At 72.6% G+C, this 19,950-nt stretch carries 20 protein-coding genes; 6 read left to right on the top strand and 14 right to left on the bottom strand.

Annotated features, from left to right (window positions below; genetic code table 11):
* Nucleotides 1–89 precede the first annotated feature (89 nt).
* The 7 genes from HDA32_RS20365 to pcaD all read right to left on the bottom strand — a co-directional run bounded on the left by HDA32_RS20365 (nucleotide 90) and on the right by pcaD (nucleotide 6,434).
* Nucleotides 90–524: a thioesterase family protein gene (locus tag HDA32_RS20365; protein ID WP_179644735.1), complete on the bottom strand. Its 435-nt coding sequence runs from the start codon at nucleotides 522–524 to the stop codon at nucleotides 90–92.
* Nucleotides 521–1,513, bottom strand: coding sequence for a 3-hydroxyacyl-CoA dehydrogenase NAD-binding domain-containing protein (locus HDA32_RS20360; RefSeq protein ID WP_179644734.1), 993 nt, complete (start codon nucleotides 1,511–1,513; stop codon nucleotides 521–523). The genes HDA32_RS20365 and HDA32_RS20360 overlap by 4 nt, the downstream gene beginning before the upstream one ends.
* 73 nt (nucleotides 1,514–1,586) lie before the next feature.
* Nucleotides 1,587–2,486, bottom strand: coding sequence for a beta-keto acid cleavage family enzyme (locus HDA32_RS20355; RefSeq protein WP_179644733.1), 900 nt, complete (start codon nucleotides 2,484–2,486; stop codon nucleotides 1,587–1,589).
* A gap of 46 nt (nucleotides 2,487–2,532) precedes the next feature.
* Nucleotides 2,533–3,426 carry a TetR/AcrR family transcriptional regulator gene (locus tag HDA32_RS20350; protein ID WP_312863259.1) on the bottom strand — a complete coding sequence of 298 codons (894 nt, stop codon included), beginning with the start codon at nucleotides 3,424–3,426 and terminating at the stop codon, nucleotides 2,533–2,535.
* Nucleotides 3,427–3,867: 441 nt separating this feature from the next.
* Complete coding sequence (locus tag HDA32_RS20345) at nucleotides 3,868–5,043, bottom strand: 4-hydroxybenzoate 3-monooxygenase (protein WP_179644732.1); 1,176 nt, start codon at nucleotides 5,041–5,043, stop codon at nucleotides 3,868–3,870.
* 176 nt (nucleotides 5,044–5,219) lie between these two features.
* Nucleotides 5,220–5,636, bottom strand: a complete 417-nt coding sequence (gene pcaC, locus HDA32_RS20340; RefSeq protein ID WP_246334432.1) for a 4-carboxymuconolactone decarboxylase — start codon at nucleotides 5,634–5,636, stop codon at nucleotides 5,220–5,222.
* Between the two features lie 33 nt (nucleotides 5,637–5,669).
* A complete protein-coding gene (gene pcaD / locus HDA32_RS20335; protein ID WP_179644731.1) occupies nucleotides 5,670–6,434 on the bottom strand; it encodes a 3-oxoadipate enol-lactonase in 765 nt (254 codons plus the stop codon).
* 125 nt (nucleotides 6,435–6,559) lie between these two features.
* Here pcaD and HDA32_RS20330 point away from each other — a divergent pair, with 125 nt between their 5' ends.
* Nucleotides 6,560–7,387, top strand: coding sequence for an alpha/beta fold hydrolase (locus HDA32_RS20330; RefSeq protein WP_179644730.1), 828 nt, complete (start codon nucleotides 6,560–6,562; stop codon nucleotides 7,385–7,387).
* 11 nt (nucleotides 7,388–7,398) lie between these two features.
* Here HDA32_RS20330 and pcaB read toward each other — a convergent pair whose 3' ends face one another.
* The 7 genes from pcaB to HDA32_RS20295 form a co-directional block, all read right to left on the bottom strand.
* Nucleotides 7,399–8,748 carry a 3-carboxy-cis,cis-muconate cycloisomerase gene (pcaB, locus tag HDA32_RS20325; RefSeq protein WP_179644729.1) on the bottom strand — a complete coding sequence of 450 codons (1,350 nt, stop codon included), beginning with the start codon at nucleotides 8,746–8,748 and terminating at the stop codon, nucleotides 7,399–7,401.
* Between the two features lie 353 nt (nucleotides 8,749–9,101).
* Nucleotides 9,102–9,662 carry a protocatechuate 3,4-dioxygenase subunit alpha gene (gene pcaG, locus HDA32_RS20320; protein ID WP_179644728.1) on the bottom strand — a complete coding sequence of 187 codons (561 nt, stop codon included), beginning with the start codon at nucleotides 9,660–9,662 and terminating at the stop codon, nucleotides 9,102–9,104.
* Complete coding sequence (gene pcaH / locus HDA32_RS20315; protein WP_179644727.1) at nucleotides 9,652–10,416, bottom strand: protocatechuate 3,4-dioxygenase subunit beta; 765 nt, start codon at nucleotides 10,414–10,416, stop codon at nucleotides 9,652–9,654. The genes pcaG and pcaH overlap by 11 nt, the downstream gene beginning before the upstream one ends.
* Nucleotides 10,417–10,458: 42 nt before the next feature.
* Nucleotides 10,459–11,634: a thiolase family protein gene (locus HDA32_RS20310; protein ID WP_179644726.1), complete on the bottom strand. Its 1,176-nt coding sequence runs from the start codon at nucleotides 11,632–11,634 to the stop codon at nucleotides 10,459–10,461.
* Between the two features lie 31 nt (nucleotides 11,635–11,665).
* Nucleotides 11,666–12,421 carry a CoA-transferase subunit beta gene (locus HDA32_RS20305; RefSeq protein WP_179644725.1) on the bottom strand — a complete coding sequence of 252 codons (756 nt, stop codon included), beginning with the start codon at nucleotides 12,419–12,421 and terminating at the stop codon, nucleotides 11,666–11,668.
* Nucleotides 12,421–13,257: a CoA transferase subunit A gene (locus HDA32_RS20300; protein ID WP_179644724.1), complete on the bottom strand. Its 837-nt coding sequence runs from the start codon at nucleotides 13,255–13,257 to the stop codon at nucleotides 12,421–12,423. The genes HDA32_RS20305 and HDA32_RS20300 overlap by 1 nt, the downstream gene beginning before the upstream one ends.
* A gap of 290 nt (nucleotides 13,258–13,547) precedes the next feature.
* Nucleotides 13,548–14,366: an IclR family transcriptional regulator gene (locus HDA32_RS20295; protein ID WP_179644723.1), complete on the bottom strand. Its 819-nt coding sequence runs from the start codon at nucleotides 14,364–14,366 to the stop codon at nucleotides 13,548–13,550.
* Between the two features lie 432 nt (nucleotides 14,367–14,798).
* Here HDA32_RS20295 and HDA32_RS20290 point away from each other — a divergent pair, with 432 nt between their 5' ends.
* From HDA32_RS20290 to HDA32_RS20270, 5 genes are read left to right on the top strand one after another with little or no spacing between them, the layout of a single operon-like run.
* The gene (locus HDA32_RS20290; protein WP_179644722.1) at nucleotides 14,799–15,752 is read left to right on the top strand and encodes an ABC transporter substrate-binding protein; all 954 of its coding nucleotides are present in this window, start codon (nucleotides 14,799–14,801) and stop codon (nucleotides 15,750–15,752) included.
* A gap of 5 nt (nucleotides 15,753–15,757) precedes the next feature.
* Nucleotides 15,758–16,624, top strand: coding sequence for an ABC transporter permease (locus HDA32_RS20285; protein WP_179644721.1), 867 nt, complete (start codon nucleotides 15,758–15,760; stop codon nucleotides 16,622–16,624).
* Nucleotides 16,621–17,448: an ABC transporter permease gene (locus HDA32_RS20280; RefSeq protein ID WP_179644720.1), complete on the top strand. Its 828-nt coding sequence runs from the start codon at nucleotides 16,621–16,623 to the stop codon at nucleotides 17,446–17,448. The genes HDA32_RS20285 and HDA32_RS20280 overlap by 4 nt, the downstream gene beginning before the upstream one ends.
* 47 nt (nucleotides 17,449–17,495) lie before the next feature.
* Nucleotides 17,496–18,290, top strand: a complete 795-nt coding sequence (locus tag HDA32_RS20275; protein WP_179646823.1) for an ABC transporter ATP-binding protein — start codon at nucleotides 17,496–17,498, stop codon at nucleotides 18,288–18,290.
* A gap of 10 nt (nucleotides 18,291–18,300) precedes the next feature.
* Nucleotides 18,301–19,941 carry a thiamine pyrophosphate-dependent enzyme gene (locus tag HDA32_RS20270; RefSeq protein WP_179644719.1) on the top strand — a complete coding sequence of 547 codons (1,641 nt, stop codon included), beginning with the start codon at nucleotides 18,301–18,303 and terminating at the stop codon, nucleotides 19,939–19,941.
* The last annotated feature ends 9 nt before the right edge of the window (nucleotides 19,942–19,950 follow it).

Here is a 19,950-nt window from a genome sequence, read left to right as displayed (position 1 = left end):
TACCTGGGACAACGTAGCGGGCGGGCGTTTCTCATGCCTAAGGTCAAGATCGGCGGGAGAACACAAGGCCGCACAGACGGACGGGTCCCTCAGCCGATCGACCGGCCGGCGTAGTCGGGGGCCGGCTCGACCAGGGCCGCCAGGCGCGCGGCCACCTCCTCGGGGAACGGCGTCGCGCGCCCCCGGGCCTGGTCGACGTGCAGAGCCATCAGCTCCTCGGTGGCCAGGAGCTCCTCTCCCAGCCGCATCTCGTGGCACAGCCGCACCTTCTTCGCGCCGCGGGCGATGACCCGGGTGCCGACCGAGACCTCGGCGCCCGCACCCACCTCGCGCAGGTAGCGCACGTGCGCCTCCACCGTGTACAGCGAGCATCCGGTCCGCTCGCGGTGGGCCGCGCCCAGGCCGACCCGGTCCATCAGGGCGTCGGTGGCGAAGCCGAAGACCAGGACGTAGTAGGGCTCGCTGAGGTGGCCGTTGTAGTCGATCCACTCGGGCAGGACCCGCTGCCGCAGCACCCCGCTCACGTCCGGGCCTCCGAGCGCTCGGCGGCCTCCTCGGCCGCCACCTCGGCCAGCGCGCGCATGACGGCGATCATCCTGCGGTCGCGCTGGGCGATCAGCTCGGTGTTGGAGCGCCCCGACACCACCTCATCGGTGCCGGCCACCATTGCGTCGCGCAGTTCGGCGGTGAGCTCCGGCGAGGCCAGCCGGGTCCACGGGTACTTCAGCGCCGGGCCGAAGTGGTCCAGCATGTGCGCCATGCCGCCCTCGCCGCCGGCCAGGTGGAAGGTCAGGCAGGGGCCGAAGAAGGCCCAGCGCAGGCCGGGGCCGTCGGTCATGGCCAGGTCGATCTGCTCCACCGTGGCCTCGTCGTTGGCGACCATGTGCAGGGCCTCGCGCCAGGCGGCCTCCTGGATCCGGTTCGCGATGAACCCCGGCAGCTCCCGGTCCATGGTGATCACCGACTTGCCCGCCGCGCGGTAGAAGTCCGATGCCCACTCGACCGCCCACCTCTCGGTGCGCTCGCCGCCGACGACCTCCACCAGGGGCACCAGGTAGGGCGGGTTGAACGGGTGGCCCACCACGAGGCGGCCCGGGGTCGACGCCTCGACCTGCATCCGCGTCATCGGGTAGCCGGAGGTCGAGGAGGCGACGACGACGTGCGGCGGTGCGGCCGCGTCGATCTCGGCGAGCAGCGAGACCTTCAGCTCCAGCCGCTCCGGCGCGCTCTCCTGCACGAAGTCGGCCCCGGCCACCGCCTCGGCCAGCGTCGGCGCGACCGTCAGGTTCGCCGTCGCCGCGCCCTCGGCCAGGCCGAGCCGGGCGAGCGACGGCCACGCCGCGGACACCAGGTCGCGCAGTGCGCGCTCGGCGCCGGGCGCGGGGTCCCAGGCCACCACCCGGTAGCCGCGCGCCAGGAAGTGCGCCACCCAGCCGCCGCCGATCACGCCCGCGCCGACGCACGCCACCGTGCGCACGTCCTGCGGGGCCAAAGTCCTGCTCTGCTCCGTCATCACGCTCCTGACCGCGTTCGGGACAAGTGGGGGACGAGGGGGCCGGCGCCGCCGCGCGGCGCCGGGCGGGTGCTCACTTCGCGCCGCGCAGCCCGAGTTCGGCGCGGGCCTCGTCCGGGGTGGCCACGCGCGCGCCGAGCAGCTCGATGATCCGCACCGCCCTCTCGACGAGCCGGCCGTTGGTGGCCTTCACGCCGCGGCTGAGGTAGAGGTTGTCCTCCAGGCCGACGCGGGCGTGTCCGCCGAGCAGCACCGACTGGGCCACCCACGGCATCTGCATGCGCCCGATCGCGAAGCTGGCCCATTGCGCGCCCTCCGGCAGCAGGTTGACCATGGACTGCAGCACGCCGGGGTCTGCGGGGGCGCCGTAGGGGATGCCGGTGCACAGTTGGAACATGCTCGGGTCGTCGATCAGGCCCTCGGCGCGCAACCGCTTGGCGAACCACAACTGGCCGGTGTCGAAGATCTCCAGTTCGGGGCGCACTCCCAGCTCCTGGATGCGCCTGGCCCCGGCGCGCAGCATGTCGGGGGTGGAGACGTAGACGAGGCTGCCGTCGCCGAAGTTGAGGCTGCCGCAGTCCAGCGTGCAGATGTCGGGCAGCAGCTCCTCGACGTGGGGGAGCCGGTCCAGTCCGTTGACGAGGTCGGTGCCCTCGCCGAACTCCAAGGGGTCGTCGGCGCCGATGACCAGGTCGCCGCCCATGCCGGCCGTCAGGTTGATGACGACGTCGACGCCGGTCTCCTTGATCCGCTCCACGACCTCGCGGTAGAGCGCGTTGTCGCGGGAGGGCGCGCCGGTCTCGGGGTCGCGGACGTGGATGTGGACGGCGCTCGCGCCGGCCTCGGCGGCCTCGACGGCGGAGGCGGCGATCTCCTTGGGCGTCACCGGCACGTGCTCGCTCCTGCGCACGGTGTCGCCCGCGCCGGTGAGCGCGCAGGTCAGGATGACGTCGCTGTTCATCGTCTCGTTCATGGTTGCCGGTCCTCTCCTTATGTGGTGGCCGTGGCCGCGGTGCCGCTCAGCGCCTCAGGACCTCGTGGGCGATGAACGCGTGCAGGGCGGTGCGCATGGTGTCGACGGTGCGCCCGGGGCGGCCGGTCAGGACCTGGATGCCCAGGCCGTCGATGAGCGCGGTGAGCCGCACGGTCGTCTCCTCGGCGTCGAGGGCGCGGAAGGCCCCGCTCTCGGCCCCCTCGCGCAGGGTCTGGGCGATGGTGTCGTGCCAGCGCTGGTAGGAGGCGGCGTGCAGTTCGCGCAACTCGGGGTGGAGCGTGGACTCGGTCCACACCTGCAGCCAGATCGACCACTCCAGGCGCAGCCGGCCGGGGCTGGGCAGTTGCAGCTCGATGAGGCGCAGGAGGCGCTCGTACGCGTCGTCGAGCTCGTGCAGCACGGCGACCTGGCGGTCGAACGCCTGCTTCACGGAGGAGCGCAGCGCCTCGTCCAGGAGGTCGCGCAGCGCGGGGAAGTGGTAGTGGATGGTGGCGCTGGAGGTGCCGCAGGCGCGGGCCACGTCGAAGACGCGCACCGAGTGGTAGCCGCGCTCGGCGATGAGCTGCCAGGCGGCCTCGACGATCTGGCGGCGGCGGCCGTGCTCGCGGGCCGAGGGGCCGTCGTCGGCCCCGGCCACGGAGTGGCGGGCCGGGAGGCCGCCCGGGCCCGCGGCGACGGTCGCGGCGTTGTCGTGCCCGTTGAGCAGCCAGTTGACGGTGACCCCTGCGACGTCGGCGATCCGGATGAGCTCCTCGGCGGTGAAGCGCCGGGTGCCCTTGAGTGACTTGGACAGCTTGGAGGGTTCCAGGCCCATCGTCGCCGCGAACTCCCGCTGCGGCTGCCCCGATGCGCCGACCACCTCGCGGACCCGCCGCCGCAGGCCCTCCAGGGGGTCGCCCGGGCCGTTCGTATCGCTCACGGTCGGGACCGTAGCAGTCCAATAGCGATAATCGCAACGAGATTCACGGGTGAAGTAGGAGGTTGCGGGGTTTATCGCGGCCAGGTTGACTGTTCGTCCGGTTGACGGCCTTGATGATCTCTGGTTTGTGGCTCCGCCTTGACTTCAGGGAGTTTGAAGCTCAGCCCCAGGAGGAGGTTCGCGCGGGTGCGGTTCTCTCGCGCGGCCGAAGGCCCATTGAGGTGAACGTCGCACCCGCGCGCGAAGCGGACCCGCCGCCTTCACCGCACACCGACACCGCGGTTTCGGCCTGGAGTACAGAGCATCCGGTGTGCTTCGCGCGGAGCCGGGCACCTCGCACACGGGCCTTCGGCCGCATGGCGGGGCGCCCGTTCTCCGCGAGCCCTGACGGCCAGGGTTCAAAACCCTCTGTGGTCGGGGTCTCAAGCCCCCGGTGACCGGTCAGACCAGCGGGATGCCGGTGTAGTTCTCGGCGAGCTCGGTGGCCGCGGCGGTGGAGGCGGCGATGCGGTTGAGGTGGGAGACCTGCAGCCGGTGGTCGAACTCGCCGCCCTCGGGGTCCCGGTGCAGCAGCGTCGTCATCCAGTACGAGAAGTGCTCGGCCCGCCACACCCGGCGCAGCGCGTCGTCGGAGTAGGAGTCCAGCAGCGCGGTGTCGCCCTTCTCGTCCCAGGCGGCGACGGCCTCGGCGAGCAGGGTGACGTCGTGCATGGCCAGGTTGAGGCCCTTGGCGCCGGTGGGCGGGACGATGTGGGCGGCGTCCCCGGCCAGGAACAGCCGCCCGTGGCGCATGGGCTCGGTGACGAAGCTGCGCATCGGGGTGATGGACTTGTCGGTGATGGGGCCGCGCTCCAGCGTCCAGTCGCCGTCGCGCAGCGCGAATCGGGCCGAGAGCTCGTCCCAGATGCGCTCGTCGGACCAGTCGGCGGGGTCGGTGCCGTTGGGAACCTGGAGGTAGAGTCGGCTCACCTCGGGCGAGCGCATGCTGTGCAGCGCGAAGCCGCGCTCGCTGTGCGCGTAGATCAGCTCCTCGCAGGAGGGCGCCACGTCGGCCAGGATGCCCAGCCAACTGAACGGGTACACCTTGTCGAAGGTGCGCGCCACACCGGAGGGCAGGGACCGGCGCCCGATGCCGTGGAAGCCGTCGCAGGCGGCCACCACGTCGCACTCCAGCACATCGGCTTCGCCGTCGCGCTCGAAGCGGATGCGGGGGCTGTCGGTCTCGACGTCCTCGACCGAGGTCGCCTTGGCCCCGAACAGGATCTGCCCGCCGTCGGCGAGCCGCCGGGCGATGAGGTCCTTGACGACCTCGGTCTGGGCGTAGATCATCACGTCGCGCCCGGTGAGCCCGGGGAAGTCGATGCGGTGGGCGCGGCCGTCGAAGCGCAGCTCGATGCCGTGGTGCACCAGCCCGTCGGTGTCCATGCGGGAGCCCACCCCGCTCTCGCGCAGCACCTCGGCCACGCCGTGCTCGACCACACCGGCGCGCTGGCGCTGCTCGCAGTAGTCGCGGGACCGGTTCTCCAGCACCACGGATTCGACGCCCCTGCGGTGCAGCAGGTGCGACAGCAGCAGACCGGCCGGGCCGGCACCGATGATTCCGACGCGGGTACGCATGAGGAACTCCTAGGGATGAGGGCGCGGACCCCGACAGCGCACGGCCGGAGCCCGGATGGGGACGGGAAAGAGGAGAGGGGGATCATCGGGGGCGGCGGCCCGGCCGGGCGAGCGCGCGAGCCCGGGGAACCGCGGTCGGCGGCCCCGGTGCCGGGCCTTGGGCGGGCGGGTCATCTCTAGACCTCTCCGATCTCCGAAAGGACCTGCTGGGCGACGGCGAAGGCCTTGTTGGCCGCCGGGACGCCGCAGTAGATCGCCGCCTGGAGGAAGACCTCCTGGATCTCGTCGGCGCTCAGCCCGTTGCGTACGGCCGCGCGGACGTGCATGGCCAGCTCCTCCCAGTGGCCCTTGGCCACCAGCGCGGTCAGCACCATGCAGCTGCGGGTCCGGCGGTCCAGCCCGGGCCGGGTCCAGATGTCGCCCCAGGCATAGCGGGTGATGAGGTCCTGGAACGGCTCGGTGAACCCGGTCTTCCTCGCCTCGGCGCGGTCGACGTGGGCGTCGCCGAGGACCTCGCGGCGGACCTTCATCCCGCCCGCGTAGCGGGTCGCGTCGTCGAGCCGGTGCTCGGTGCCGCCGGTTCCCATGTCCATGCTCCTATCGTCGTCCTGCGCGGCCGGTCCGCCTCAACCGGCGAAGTGCTCGCGCAGCAGGGGGTTGATCATCCCGGCCTGTTCCCAACTGGCCAGGTGCGCGGCGCCGGGCACGACGCGCATCCGGGCGCCGGGGATGCCCGCGGCGATCCGCTGGGCGTGGTCGGGCGGGGTCGAGGGGTCGTCGGCGCCGGCGACCACCAGCGTCGACGCGGTGATTCCCGGCAGGTCCGCGCGCAGGTCCATGTGCTCGATCGCGGCGCAGCAGCCCGCGTAGCCCTCGGCGGGGGTGCCCGCGACCATCGCGGTGAGCCGCTCGACCGTGTCCGGCTCGCGTTCGGCGAAGGCCGGGGTGAACCAGCGCTCCAGCACCCCGGCCGCGACGGCGCCGACGCCCTCGGCGCGCACCGCGGCCGCGCGCTGCGCCCAGTTCTCCGGCGGGCCGAGCTGCGCCGACGTGCACAGCAGCGCCAGCCGGTCGACCCGGTCGGGCGCGTGGGCGGCCAGCCACATGCCGGTCATGCCGCCGATGGACAGCCCGGCGAAGTGCGCGCGGGCGATGCCCAGCCGGTCCAGCAGCCGCGAGACGTCGGAGCCGAGGTCGGCCATCGAGTACGGGCCGTCGGGCACCGGCGAGGAGCCGTGCCCCCGGATGTCGTAGCGGATCACGCGGAAGTCCCCGGACAGCGCCGCCGCCTGCGGCTCCCACATCTCCAGCGTGCTGCCCAGCGACCCGGACAGCACCACCGCCGGCGCGTCGTCGGGTCCGTCGATCCGGTAGTGCACATCGACGCTCATCGGCGTCGCTCCTCTCCCCGTGGCGCGGTCCGCCGACCGGCCGACGGTCTCGGTTGCATCACGAACGCCGCGGACGCGCCGCGCGGGCGGAATCGGTCGCCGCGGCGCCCGCGTTGCCGATGATCATGAACGAATGGAAGCCGACCGAAACATTCGACTCCGCCCAGGGTGCGGTGCGCTGGGGATCGCTCGGGACGGGCGACCCCGTCGTACTGCTGCACGGAACCCCGTTCTCCTCGGTGGTCTGGCGCGACGTCGCGCGCGCCCTCGCGGCCGACCACCGGGTCTTCTTCTGGGACATGCCGGGCTACGGCGCCTCGGCCAAGTTCGAGGGCCAGGACGTCTCCCTGGCCGCGCAGGCCGACGTGTTCGCCGAGCTGCTGCGGCACTGGGGGCCGGCGGCCCCCGCGGTCGTCGCCCACGACTTCGGCGGCGCGGTCGCCCTGCGGGCGCACCTGCTCAACGGGTGCGCCTACCGCAGCCTCGCCCTGGTCGACGTGGTCGCCCTGGCGCCGTGGGGCTCCCCGTTCTTCCGGCTCGTGGCCGAGAACACCGACGTCTTCGCCCGGCTCCCGGCCCATCTGCACGAGGCGCTGGTCGGCGCCTACATCGCCTCCGCCGCGCACGGCGAGCACGCGCCCGGCACGCTGCGGGAGCTGTGCGCCCCGTGGCTGGGTGAGGATGGGCAGGCGGCGTTCTACCGCCAGATCGCGCAGGCCGACCAGCGCCACACCGACGAGGTGCAGCCCCGCTACGGCGAGATCGACCTCCCCGTTCTGGTCTGCTGGGGGGACCGGGACACCTGGATCCCGCCGGCCAAGGGCCGCGAACTCAGCGAGCTCATCCCGGGCGCCCGGCACCGGCTGATGGAGGGGGCGGGGCACCTGGTGCAGCTCGACGCGCCCGCCCAGCTCACGGCCGCGCTCGCCGGGTTCCTGGCCGAGCGCGGCTGAAGGCGCCGCGCTCACGGCCGGCCTCCGGACCGGTGCGCGGCCAGCGCCCGGTCGACGAACGCGCCGGCGCTGCCCAGGTAGCCGGCCGGGTCCAGCAGTCCGGCGACCTCCTCGGGGGACCGGCGGCCCTCCAGGTGCCGCGCCAGCACGTCGGCGAGGTCGCCGCCGGAGTCGACGGCCTGCGCGCAGGCGGCCTTGACCAGTTCGTGGGCCCGCATCCGGCCCAGCTCCGGGGCCAGCGCGGTGGTGACGCGCTCGGCGAGCAGGAGTCCGCCGGTCAGGTCCAGGTTGGCCCGCATCCTGGCGGCGTCCACGCGCAGCCGCTCGACGGAGGCGCCCAGCCAGGCGACGGCGGACCCGGTGGCGCGCAGGAGTTCGGTCAGCGGAAGCCATTCGGCGTGCCAGGAGCCGGCCGCGCGCTGGTGCTCCTGCACCATCGCGCCCAGCAGCGTGCCCACGAGCCCGGGCGCCCGCTCGGCGCAGGCCAGCGCGGACACCGCCGCCACCGGGTTGCGCTTGTGCGGGAGCGTCGAGGACCCGCCGCTGCCCGGGCCGCCCTGCTCCGACACCTCGCCGACCTCGGTCTGGGCGAGCAGTGTGACGTCGCGCGCCGCCTTGCCCACCGCCCCGCACATCCCGCCGAGGGCGCCGGCCAGCTCGGCCACGCGGCCGCGGTCGGTGTGCCAGGGCAGCACCGGCTCGGCCAGTCCCAGCTCGCGGGCGTAGGCCGCGACCACGTCGGGACCGGAGTCGCCCAGCGACGCCAGCGTGCCGGCCGCCCCGCCCAGTTGCGCGGCCAGCCGGCCCTCGGCCACCTCGGCCAGCCGCGCGGCCGCGCCGTCCAGCGCGTGCAGCCATCCGGCCGCGACGACGCCGAACGTGGTGGGCAGCGCCTGCTGCAGCAGCGTGCGCCCCGCCATCGCGGTGTCGCGGTGCGCCCCGGCCAGGTCGGCGAGCCCGTCGGTGAGGGCGGCCGCGTCGGCCAGGACCGCCGCGCACGCCCGCCGGCTCACCAGCATGGCGGCGGTGTCCATGATGTCCTGGCTGGTCGCCCCTTTGTGAACGTGCCGGGCGGCATCCCCGGAGACCGCGGCGGTCAACTCCTTGACCAGCGGGATCACCGGATTGCCGCCCCCGGCGGCGGCCGCGCCGATCCGGTCGGGGTCGAAGCGCCCGGGCACGCAGGCCGCGGCGATCGCCTCGGCGTCGCCGCGCCCGATCAGCCCCACCGAGGCCTGCGCCCGGGCCAGCGCGGCCTCGGCGTCGAGCAGCGCCCGCAGCCATGCGGCGTCGCCGACCTCGGCCGCCGCCGCGCCCCGCGCGAACACGCCCCCGAAGAGGCCCCCTGCCTCCTGTGTCACCTGTCCTCCCGTCCCCCTCTTCCACGGTGGCTGAGCCACCGTGCCCGCGGTCCTTGGCCACCGGGGGTTTTGGAACCTCGGCCCCAGGACGGAGCCCGCGGTGACTGGGCGATCCTCTCGCGCGGCCGAAGGCCCATCAAGGGATCGCTCCGGCGCCGCGCCACCCACGCCGCCACTCTGGGCTCCAGGTCGAAACCATGGTTTCGGTGTGTACCTGAAGCGGCGGGTCTGCTTCGCGTGCGTGAGGGCGATCTCCGTCCACGGGTCTGGCGGCCGCGCGAGAGAATCGCCCACCCGCACGCCTGCTCCGTCCTCGGGCGGGCCTTACCACCCCCCTGAGGCTGAGACCCAAGCTAGATGTCGAAGAACGCGGTCTCGTCATCGCCCTGCAGGTGGATGTCGAACCGGTAGCCGTCCTCGGCCGGCCGCGCGACCAGCGCCTCGCGCGCCCGCGGGTCGGCCACGCTGGTGAGCACCGGGTCGACGGCGTTGGCGGCGTGCTCCTCGGGGAAGTAGATCCGCGTCACCACCCGGTGCAGCATGCCGCGCGCGAACACCGAGACGTCGATGTGCGGCGCCTGCGGGCCCCGCGGTCCCGGCACCGGGCCGGGCTTGAGGGTGAAGATCCCGAACGCGCCGTCGCCGTCGGTCTGGCAGCGCCCGAACGCGCGGAACCCCGGGCGGTCGACGGCGCCCCGCGGGTCGTCGGGGTGGTCGAAGCGGCCGTCGGGATCGGCCTGCCAGGTCTCGATGAGGCCGTCGGGGACGACCGCCCCCGCGCCGTCGTAGAGGACGCCGCGGATCCAGAAGCCGTCCGGCGAGCCCTTGGCCACCGCGAACGGCCCGTCCGGCCAGGGCAGCCCGATGTGCAGGTAGGGGCCGACCGTCTGCGACGGTGTCGTCTCACTCGTCATCGTCGTCCCCTTCCGCCTCGAACGGCGTCGACTCCCGGCCGCGCAGCACGATGTCCCACTCGTAGGCCAGCGCCCACTCCGGCGCGGTGTTGGCGTAGTCGAACCGGGCCACCAGCCGCTCGCGCGCCTTGGGGTCGGGGATCGAGTTCCACATCGGGTCCTGGAAGAACAGCGGGTCGCCGGGGAAGTACATCTGGGTGACCAGCCGCTGGGTGAAGGCCCGGCCGAACAGCGAGAAGTGGATGTGCGCGGGGCGCCAGGCGTTGTCGTGGTTCTTCCACGGGTAGGCGCCCGGCTGGATCGTGGTGAAGCGGTAGCGGCCCTCGGTGTCGGTCATGGTGCGGCCGACGCCGGTGAAGTTGGGGTCCAGCGGGCACGGCCAGTTGTCGCTGACGTGCCGGTAGCGGCCGCCGGCGTTGGCCTGCCAGATCTCGACCAGGGTGTGCGGCACCGGCCTGCCGTCGCTGTCGCGCACCTGGCCGTGCACGATGATGCGCTGGCCCTGGGGCTCCTCGTCGTGCTGGCGGGTGAGGTCGTTGTCCAGCTCGCCCAGGCGGTCGTGGCCGAGCACCGGGCTGGTGATCTCGGTGAGCATGTGCGGCAGCAGCGTGAGCGGGCGCTTGGGGTGCCGCAGCGCCGTGCTCCGGTAGCCGGAGTAGTCCAGCGGCGGATGGACCTCGTGGTCGCGGATGTAGCCCGGAACAGAGAGGCCCTGCTCCGGGTTCGGGCCCGTGGGCCCGGTGGGTGTCGTCATTACTTCCTCCACAGATGCAAAAACCTGCGAGACCGCGGCGCGTCAGGCGTGCAGCACGACGGCGAGCCCCTGGCCCACCCCGATGCAGATCGCGGCCAGGCCCCAGCCGCCGCCGCGGCGGCGCAGCTCGTGGGCGAGGGAGCCCAGGACGCGCGCGCCCGAGGCGCCCAGCGGGTGGCCGATGGCGATCGCGCCGCCGTTGGGGTTGACGATCTCCGGGTCCAGCTCCGGCCACAGCTTCAGGCAGGCCAGCGACTGCGCGGCGAACGCCTCGTTGAGTTCCACGACCGACAGGTCGCCCCAGCCGATCCCGGCACGGCGCAGGGCGGTGTCGGCCGCCTCGACCGGGCCGATGCCGAACCGGTGCGGCTCCACGGCGGCCACGCCCCGGCTGACGATGCGGGCCAGCGGCTCCCGCCCCGTCGCGCGGGCGGCCGCCTCGTCGCCGATGAGCAGGGCGGCCGCGCCGTCGTTGAGCGGGGAGGCGTTGCCCGCGGTGATGGTGCCGTCGGGGCGGAACGCCGGCTTCAGCGAGCCGAGCTTGTCCAGCGACGTCTCGCGGATGCTCTCGTCGCGCTCCAGTTCGACGCCCGGCACGGCGGCGATCTCGTCGTCGAAGACGCCCTTGGCCCAGGCGTCGGCGGCGTTGGTGTGGCTGCGCAGCGCGAAGGCGTCCTGCTCGGCCCGGCCGATGCCGTGGATCCCGGCCACCTGCTCGGTGCTCTCGCCGAGCGACACGGTCCACTCCTCGGGCATCCGCGGGTTGACCATGCGCCAGCCCAGGGTGGTGGAGTGCAGCGTCTCGTGGCCCGAGGGAAAGCCCTTCGCGGGCTTCTGCAGCACCCAGGGGGCCCTGCTCATCGACTCCACGCCGCCGGCCAGCACGAGGGAGGCGTCGCCCACGGCCACCGCGCGGTTGGCGGCGATGGCGGCCTCCAGCCCCGATCCGCACAACCGGTTCAGGGTGGCGCCGGGCACCGATGTCGGCAGCCCGGCGAGCAGCACCGCCATCCTGGCGACGTCGCGGTTGTCCTCGCCGGCGCCGTTGGCGTCACCGAAGTAGACGTCCTCGACGGCCGCGGGGTCCAGGTCGGGGGAGCGGTCCACGATCGAGCGGACCACGTGCGCCGCGAGGTCGTCGGGGCGCACGCCGGCGAGGGCGCCGCCGTACCTTCCGAAGGGGGTGCGGACCGCGTCCAGGACGAATGCGTCGGTCATGGTCACTTCCGTTCGTTGGAGGAAGGGGGCATTACCTACCCGTCAGTTTCCGCAACGCCGCCAGCTCCTCGTCACTCGGGGCGGGGGTCACGGCCAGATCCGGGGACACGGCCAGCTCCCAACCCGTCGCGGCGCGCACGTCGTCGACCTCGACACCGGGGTGCACGCTGACCAGCGTCAGCTCCCGGGTGCGCGGATCGGGTTCGAGGACGCCCAGGTCGGTGATGACCCGCGACGGCCCGCCGCCGCGCAGCCCCAGCCGTTCGCGGTCGCCGGCGCCGCCACCGTAGCCGACCGACGTCACGAAATCGACGGACTCGACGAAGGCGCGCCGGCTCTGCCGGACGATCACCATGACCTGCCGGCACGAGGCGGCGATCTCGGGGGCGCCGCCGGCTCCGGGCAGCCGCACCTTCGGGTCGTCGTAGTCGCCGATCACGGTGGTGTTGATGTTGGCGTGGCGGTCGATCTGCGCCGCGCCGAGGAAGCCGACGTCGATCCGGCCGGGCTGCAGCCAGTAGTTGAAGATCTCGGGGACCGGGACGACGCTGTCGGCGGTCTCGGCGAGCACGCCGTCGCCGATGGACAGCGGGAGCGTGTCGGGCTTGGCGCCGAGCGTGCCCGACTCGTAGATCATCCACAGGCCCGGCGCGTGCGTGCGGCGGGCCAGGTTGGCCGCCGTGCTCGGCAGGCCGATCCCGACGAAGCAGGCCATGTCACCGGTCAGGGCCCGCGCCGCGGTGACGGTCATGATCTCGTCGGAGGACCAGTTCACGGTCGTGTCCATCAGTGCCGTCCGCCTTCCCGCGCGGCGTCGGCGGGCCTTCCGCCGAACACGTCGGTCTCCAGCCAGTTCTCGAACGCCTCGCGGTCCCTGCTGATCAGGTCCCACGCCTGGTAGGCGCCGTTGTCACGGCTGTAATACCCGTGGGCGTAGGAGGGACGCGCCCCGCCGGGGACCTCCGCCACGGCCGTCACCACCCGGGAGGGCAGGATGACCTGGCCGGGGACGGGGTCGAGTTCGTCCACGACCTCCTCGACGGTGACCAGGGACCGCCGCGCGGCGAGCACCGCCTCCTTCTGCACGCCGGTGATGCCCCACATCTGCACGTTGCCGGCGCGGTCGGCGCGCTGGGCGTGCACGATCGTCACATCGGGGTTGACCGCGGGGACGGCCGTCAGCTCCTCCCCGCTGAACGGGCAGGTGACCGTCTTGATGTTGGCGGTCTGCCCGATCAGGTCGGTGCCGGTGTAGCCGCGCAGCACCGCGAACGGGACGCCCGAGGCGCCGGCGACGTAGCGGTTGGCCATGCCGGCGTGGCTGTGCTCCTCGATCTCCAGTGGGACGGGCCAGCCGTTCTGGATGGCGTCGCGGAAGCGGTGCAGGGAGCCCACGCCGGGGTTGCCGCCCCAGGAGAACACCAGCTTGCGCGCGCAGCCCGCTCCGATCAACTGGTCGTAGACCACGTCGGGGGTCATGCGCACCAGGGTCAGGTCGCGGCGGCCCTGCCGGATGATCTCATGACCCGCGGATACGGGGATCAGGTGGGTGAAGCCCTCCAGCGCGACCGTGTCCCCGTCACGGACGAGCTCACGGATCCCCTCGTCCAGCGGCACGATCATAAGCGTTTCATCCTTTGTTCGTATGCCGAATGCATGTTCTTAAAGCGAACACTTTACGGCAGACGTTAGCGCCGCCCGTGGGCGTGGTCAAGCAGAATGTGGCGTGGACCATGGTCAAGAGCGGGCCGACCGGCCGGGGCCGGGGTGCCGCGTCCCTCTCACCGGGCTTTGGCCACTGCGTTCGCGGGGCGGCGCGGGATTTCCAGGGCTCGGCCCTGCTGGCTGTGCCGCCGGCGCTACGCGCACTGCGACAGCCGACCCCTTGTGCGAACCCGATCGTCGGACATCGGTCAGCCGCCGGTGCCGTTGCCGCGCGTGGCGATCTCCAGGTCGGCCTCGATCCTGGCGGCCGTGGCCAGCAGCGGGGGCAGCAGGTCGCGGCGGATGTCCTCCACCGCCGTGCGGCTCGCGTGCGCCGAGACGTTGACCGCGGCGATGACGGCGCCGTTGCGGTCGCGGATCGGCGCGGCGACCGACCGCAGCCCCTCCTCCAGCTCCTGGTCGACGATCGACCAGCCCTGCCCGCGCACGCGTTCGATCTCGGCGCGCAGCCGGGTGGGGGAGGTGACCGTGTGCGCGGTCAGCCGCTGCGGCTCCAGCCGCTCCAGGTAGGCGTCGAGTTCGGCCGCCGGCCTCCCGGCGAGCAGCACCCGGCCCATGGAGGTGACGTAGGCGGGGAAGCGGGTCCCGACGTTGATCGCCACCGCCATGATCCGCGAGGTGGGGACGCGCGCGACGTAGACGACGTCGTCGCCGTCCAGCACCGAGACCGAGGAGGACTCCCTGACTTCGGCGACCAGGCGCTCCAGGTGCGGCTGCGCGACCTCGGGCAGGCCGGCCGACGACAGGTAGGCGTAGCCCAGCTCCAGCACGCGGGGGGTGAGTGCGAACATCCGGCCGTCGGTGCGCACGTAGCCGAGGTCGGCCAGCGTCAGCAGGAACCTGCGGGCCGCGGCCCGGGTCAGTCCGGTTACCCTGGCCACTTCGCTCAGCGTCATCGACGGCGTCTGCGGCGAAAAGGCGCGGATGACGGCGAGCCCCCGCTCCAGGGACTGGACGAAGTGTTCGCCGCGCGCACCATGTGCCGCTTCGTGTTCCACTGCGCTCATGTCGGGCCTCTTCTCCGGTCCGGCGGTTCGGTTCGCGTTCTTGAGATGATGTTCCCATACCGCACAACGGAAGCGCCTCCGCCGCCGGTTCACCGTACCCCGTCCGGTTCCGGGAGGCGTTGGACACACGGGTGGCACGTGCAAACATCCCATGATCAGACCCTTGAGGTCCAGGTGAACGCGGTATAACGCTTTGATCTGCATGGGCGAAAAGGTGCCCGTCGCCACTTGACGAGGTGAAGGGCATCACTTACGTTCGCTAAAAGAACGGGCGTTCGTAACACGCACGAAATCGGCCCGTGGATGCGCTTAAAGGACGTGCGGCGCGATAATCTTCGTCACCACGTCAGCGGAGGTGGCGGATCCGCCGGCCCAAGGCCGCCCGCCGCCGCCCGGCGTGCCCATCCTCCCCATCCTCAATCAGGAGATCCGATGCGTCGAAAGATCTTCGCTCTGACCGGTGCCGCGGTACTCGTCATGACCTCGGCATGCGGTGGCGGTGACGAAACCGAGGAAGGCGGGCTGACCGAAGTCACCGTGGGTGCGATCCCGATCGTCGACGTCGCACCACTCCACCTCGGCGTGGAGCAGGGCTACTTCGAAGAGCACGGCATCGACCTGACGATCGAGAACACCACCGGCGGCGCCGCAGCCGTCCCCGGTGTCGTCAGCGGCAACTTCGAGTTCGCCTTCGGCAACGTCACCTCGCTGATCATCGGCCGCCAGGAGAACCTGCCGCTCAAGGTCGTCTCCAACGGCGTGACCAGCAGCGGTGAGGACGGCAACGACTTCGGCGGCATCGTCGTTCCCGAGGGCAGCGACATCACCTCCCCCGAGCAGCTCGAGGGCGCCACGATCGCGGTCAACAACCTCGAGAACATCGGCGACACCACGGTACGCAACTCCGTGGAGCAGGCCGGCGGCGACTCCGGCGACATCGAGTTCATCGAGCTCGCCTTCCCCGACATGCCCGCCGCGCTGGAGAACGGCGAGGTCGACGCGGCATGGGTGGTGGAGCCCTTCCTCACCTCGTCGATGGAGAACGGGGCCACGGAGATCGCGTCCAACTTCGTCGACGCCTCCCCGAGCCTGACCATCGCCACCTACTTCACCTCCGAGCAGATGATCGCGGAGGACCCCGAGCTCGTCGAGGCCTTCCGCACCGCGATGCACGAGTCCCTCAACTACGCCAACGCCAACCCCGACGAGGTCCGGCGCATCGTCACCACGTACACCGAGATCGACCAGAACCTGATCGACAAGATCAGGCTGCCGAACTTCCCCGCCGAGGTCGACCAGCAGTCCGTGCAGACCATCGCCGACCTGATGGTCGAGTACGACACGATCGACGAGGCGCCCAATCTGGACGAGCTGTACTACGAATGACTCCTATGACCGAGAACGTTCGCACGTCCGCCGTGCCGGCCGCCTCCGGGTCCCCCGACCCGGCGCCGCGGCCGGCCGCGGCGCCGCCGCGCCGCGGCCTCCGCCTGGGCAACACCGCGCTGGGAGTCATCGGCATCGTCGGGTTCCTGGCGCTGTGGGAGATCGTGCCGCGCGTGGGCCTGGTCTCCGGCAGGTACCTGCCGCCGGCCTCCGAGGTCCTCGCCGCGCTGGCCGAGCGCATGACCATGCCGACGTTTTGGACCGCCCTCGTCGACACCCTGGCCGGCTGGGGCCTCGGACTGGCCATCGCCTTCGGCGCGGCCGTCGTCCTGGGCTTCACGATCGGCTCCGTGCCCGCCCTGCGCCGCTTCACCGCCTCCACCGTGGAGTTCCTGCGCCCGATTCCCTCGGTCGCGCTGATCCCGCTGGCGGTGCTGCTCTACGCCACCGACATTCGCTCCACCCTGCTGCTCGTCGTCTACGCGGCGTTCTGGCAGATCTACATCCAGGTGCTCTACGGCGTCGCCGACGTCGACCCGGTCGCCGAGCAGACCGCCCGCTCCTTCGGGCTGGGCCGGCTGTCCAGGGTCCGGCACATCATCTGGCCCTCGGCCCTGCCCTACCTGCTCACCGGACTCCGGCTGGGCGCGGCGGTCGCACTGATCCTCGCGATCACCGCCCAGCTCATCATCGGCAGCCCCGGCCTGGGCAAGGAGATCGCCGTCGCGCAGACCAGCGGCGCCGTCGACTCCGTCTACGCGCTCGTCATCGCGACCGGTGCGCTGGGCGTGACCCTCAACGTCGGGGTGCGGATGCTGGAACGCCGCCTGCTGCACTGGCACACCTCCGTCCGGGGAGAGAGCTCCGCATGACCACCGTGAAAGCGACGCCCGAGCGGCGCACCCCGGCGCCACGTGCGCTCGGCCGGGCGGGCCTGCGCCTGTGGCACCTGCTGGCGCTGCCCGTCGCGCTGATCCTGCTGTGGTGGTGGATCAGCGCCTCCAGCGGCATGTACTACATGCCGCCGCCCGACGTCATCGCCACCACCTTCGCCGACGTCTGGTTCTCCGAGCGCTTCTTCGAGGACGCGCTGCCCAGCGTCGCCCGGCTGCTGACCGGGTTCGCGCTGGCCGCCGTGCTCGGCGTCGGCATCGGGGTCGCACTGGGCCTCTCGCCCCGGCTGCGGGCCCTGACCGAGCCGGTGCTGGAGTTCCTGCGGGCCGTCCCGCCGCCCGTGCTGGTCCCGCTGCTGATCCTGCTGGCCGGCATCAGCACCTCGATGAAGCTGCTGGTCATCGTGTCCGGCTGCATCTGGCCGATCCTGCTCAACACCGTCGAGGGCGTCCGCGCGGTCGACCCGGTGCTCGCCGACACCTGCCGCTGCTACGGCGTCCGCGGCCGCCGGTGGCTCACCACGCTGGTGCTGCGCTCGGCCAGCCCGCAGATCATGGCCGGGATGCGCCAGGCGCTGTCCATCGCGATCATCCTGATGGTGATCAGCGAGATGTTCGCCAGCTCCAGCGGCCTCGGCTTCACCATCGTGCAGTTCCAGCGCAGCTTCGCCATTCCGGAGATGTGGTCCGGCATCGTGCTGCTCGGCCTCATCGGCTTCCTGCTGTCGCTGGTGTTCCAGTTCGTCGAGAAGCGCGTGCTGGTCTGGTACAACGGCGTCCGCGCCGCCACCCGTGGGGAGTGAGCCCGCATATGACGACACCAAGTAGCACCGACAACGGGAACGCGCCCATGCTCGACGTCGCCGGCCTGCAGAAGATCTACCGGGGGGAGGGCCGCTCGGTCGAGGCCGTGCGCGACCTCACCTTCACCCTCGGCGACGGTGAACTCGCGTGCCTGGTCGGCCCCTCGGGCTGCGGCAAGACGACGCTGCTCAAGTGCATCGCCGGCCTGATGCAGCCGACCTCGGGGGCGGTCACGCTGGCCGGGAGCCCGGTCACCGGCCCGCCGCCGGACATGGCCGTGGTGTTCCAGGAGTACGGCCGCAGCCTGTTCCCCTGGCTCACCGTCCGGGGCAACGTCGAGCTGCCGCTGAAGGAGAAGAAGCTGCCCAAGGACAAGCGGGGGCGGCTGGTCGGGGAGGCCCTGGAGGCCGTCGGCCTGGCCGACTTCGCCGACTCCTACCCCTGGCAGCTCTCCGGCGGCATGCAGCAGCGCGTGGCCATCGCCAGGGCGATCGCCTACGAGCCCCGCGTGCTGCTGATGGACGAGCCGTTCGCCGCCGTGGACGCCCAGACCCGCGCCGACCTGGAGGACCTCATCCGGTCGCTGTGGAAGCGGTTCGGGATGACCATCCTGTTCGTCACGCACGACATCGACGAGGCCGTCTACCTCGGCCAGCGGGTGCTGGTGCTGTCGTCCTCGCCGACCGTGATCCAGGACGACATCACCGTCGACCTGTCCGACGAGCGCGACCAGCTCGTCACCCGCGGCGAGCGCCGGTTCACCGAACTGCGGGCCAAGGTCTATGAGGAGATCCAGAACGCCAAGCGCGGACCGGTCGCGGCGAGCGTGAGCGGTGAGTGAGGAGAACGCCATGACTGCGGGCTCCCCTGCGGACGCCGGCGATCGCACGGTGCGCGAAGCGGCGCTGGAGGTGCTGCGCGAGCACGGGCTCACCACGGTCTTCGCCAACCCCGGCTCCACCGAGGTCTCCTTCCTCACCGACCTGCCCGGGGACCTGCGCTTCGTGCTGGCCCTGCACGAGGGCTCGGTCGTGGGAATGGCCACCGGGTGGGCGATCGCCAACGACCGCCCGGCGCTGGTGCAGTTGCACACCACCGCGGGCCTGGGCAACGCCGTCGGCGCGCTGGCCACGGCCCGGGTCAACCGCGCGCCGCTGGTCGTGCTGGTCGGCCAGCAGGACCGCCGCCACCTGGCGCAGGAGCCGTTCCTTGCCGGACGCCTGGAGGGGCTCGCCGGGGACTACCCCGTGTGGGTCAAGCAGCCCGAGCGCGCCCAGGACGTGCCCGGCGCGATCGCCCGCGCCCACGTCGAGGCGGTCACGCACGGCGGGCCGGCCGTCGTCATCGTGCCCATGGACGACTGGGAGGCCTCGGCGGAGGAGACCGCGCGGCGGGCCGCCCCGCTGCGGGTGCTGCGGCCGGTCCCCGCCCCGCCGCCGGACGACCCGGCGGCGGCCGAGATCGCCGCGCTGCTCGACGGCGCGCGCTCCCCTGCGATCGTCGCCGGTTCGGCCAACGACACCGAGGAGGGCTGGGCCGCGCTGGTCGGGCTCGCCGAGCGGCTGGACTGCCCGGTGTGGCAGGAGAGCTTCGGCGCGCGGGCCGGGTTCCCGCAGGACCACCGGCTGTTCGCCGGGCACCTGCCGGCCGACCGCCCGCGGCTGCGCACCACGTTCGCCGAGAACGACGTCGTCATCGCGGTCGGGGCCCCGGTGTTCCGGCAGTACCAGTACCACCCCGGCGCGCTGGTCGAGCCGGGCACCCGCACCGTGCTGGTCTCCGCCGACTCCGACGAGGTCGGGCGCAGCCCGGCCGACGTGGCCGTGTACGCGCCGGTCGCCCCGTTCGTCGACCGGCTCGCCGGGCTGGTCGGCCGGCGCACGGGCGGCGGCCCGGCCGGGCGCGCCGTGGAGCACCCGGAACCGCCGGCCCCGGGGGAGCCGCTGACCCCCGCGCACGTGTTCACCGCCCTGGCCGCGCGGATCACCCCCGACACGGTGCTGGTCGAGGAGACCCCGTCGAGCCGCCCCGAGATGCACGCCCTGCTCCCCGCGCGGCGCCCGCTCGGGTTCCTGTCGGCGGCGATGGGCGGCCTGGGTTTCGCGCTGCCGGCCGCCATCGGCGTGCGCATGGCCCGGCCCGAGCGCCCGGTGATCGCCGTCGTCGGCGACGGGTCCTCGCTGTACCAGGTGCAGGCGCTGTGGAGCGCGGCCCGCTACGGCGCCGGCGTGCTGTTCGTGGTGCTGTCCAACGGCCGCTACGCGATCATGGACCGCCTCGCCGAGCAGCACGGCGGCAAACCGCCGTGGCCGGCCTTCGACGACGTCTCCGTGTCGGCTCTGGCGCACGGGCTGGGCTGTCCGGCCCGCAGGGTCGAGACCCACGGCGACCTCGTCGCCGCTCTCGACGAGATCGTGCCCACGCTCCTCGTCCGCGACGAACCCGTGGTCCTGGACGTCGCGGTCGCCGCGGGCCGCACGTTCCGGCCCTGAGCACAGCCA

This window comes from Spinactinospora alkalitolerans, assembly GCF_013408795.1.
In the GTDB taxonomy this organism is placed as follows: Bacteria; Actinomycetota; Actinomycetes; order Streptosporangiales; family Streptosporangiaceae; genus Spinactinospora; species Spinactinospora alkalitolerans.
This window is presented reverse-complemented; position numbering and strand designations above follow the sequence as displayed.

Bases quoted from the DNA above. Each gene is read 5' to 3' on its own strand.
- HDA32_RS20280 (WP_179644720.1), top strand. From the start codon at position 16,621: ATGACCACCGTGAAAGCGACGCCCGAGCGGCGCACCCCGGCGCCACGT.
- HDA32_RS20295 (WP_179644723.1), bottom strand. From the start codon at position 14,366: ATGAGCGCAGTGGAACACGAAGCGGCACATGGTGCGCGCGGCGAACAC.
- HDA32_RS20270 (WP_179644719.1), top strand. From the start codon at position 18,301: ATGACTGCGGGCTCCCCTGCGGACGCCGGCGATCGCACGGTGCGCGAA.
- pcaC (WP_246334432.1), bottom strand. From the start codon at position 5,636: ATGGACATGGGAACCGGCGGCACCGAGCACCGGCTCGACGACGCGACC.
- HDA32_RS20355 (WP_179644733.1), bottom strand. From the start codon at position 2,486: ATGAACGAGACGATGAACAGCGACGTCATCCTGACCTGCGCGCTCACC.
- HDA32_RS20305 (WP_179644725.1), bottom strand. From the start codon at position 12,421: ATGGACACGACCGTGAACTGGTCCTCCGACGAGATCATGACCGTCACC.
- HDA32_RS20330 (WP_179644730.1), top strand. From the start codon at position 6,560: ATGAACGAATGGAAGCCGACCGAAACATTCGACTCCGCCCAGGGTGCG.
- HDA32_RS20275 (WP_179646823.1), top strand. From the start codon at position 17,496: ATGCTCGACGTCGCCGGCCTGCAGAAGATCTACCGGGGGGAGGGCCGC.
- HDA32_RS20360 (WP_179644734.1), bottom strand. From the start codon at position 1,513: ATGACGGAGCAGAGCAGGACTTTGGCCCCGCAGGACGTGCGCACGGTG.
- HDA32_RS20300 (WP_179644724.1), bottom strand. From the start codon at position 13,257: ATGATCGTGCCGCTGGACGAGGGGATCCGTGAGCTCGTCCGTGACGGG.
- HDA32_RS20310 (WP_179644726.1), bottom strand. From the start codon at position 11,634: ATGACCGACGCATTCGTCCTGGACGCGGTCCGCACCCCCTTCGGAAGG.
- HDA32_RS20345 (WP_179644732.1), bottom strand. From the start codon at position 5,043: ATGCGTACCCGCGTCGGAATCATCGGTGCCGGCCCGGCCGGTCTGCTG.
- pcaG (WP_179644728.1), bottom strand. From the start codon at position 9,662: ATGACGAGTGAGACGACACCGTCGCAGACGGTCGGCCCCTACCTGCAC.
- pcaH (WP_179644727.1), bottom strand. From the start codon at position 10,416: ATGACGACACCCACCGGGCCCACGGGCCCGAACCCGGAGCAGGGCCTC.
- HDA32_RS20285 (WP_179644721.1), top strand. From the start codon at position 15,758: ATGACCGAGAACGTTCGCACGTCCGCCGTGCCGGCCGCCTCCGGGTCC.
- HDA32_RS20290 (WP_179644722.1), top strand. From the start codon at position 14,799: ATGCGTCGAAAGATCTTCGCTCTGACCGGTGCCGCGGTACTCGTCATG.
- pcaD (WP_179644731.1), bottom strand. From the start codon at position 6,434: ATGAGCGTCGATGTGCACTACCGGATCGACGGACCCGACGACGCGCCG.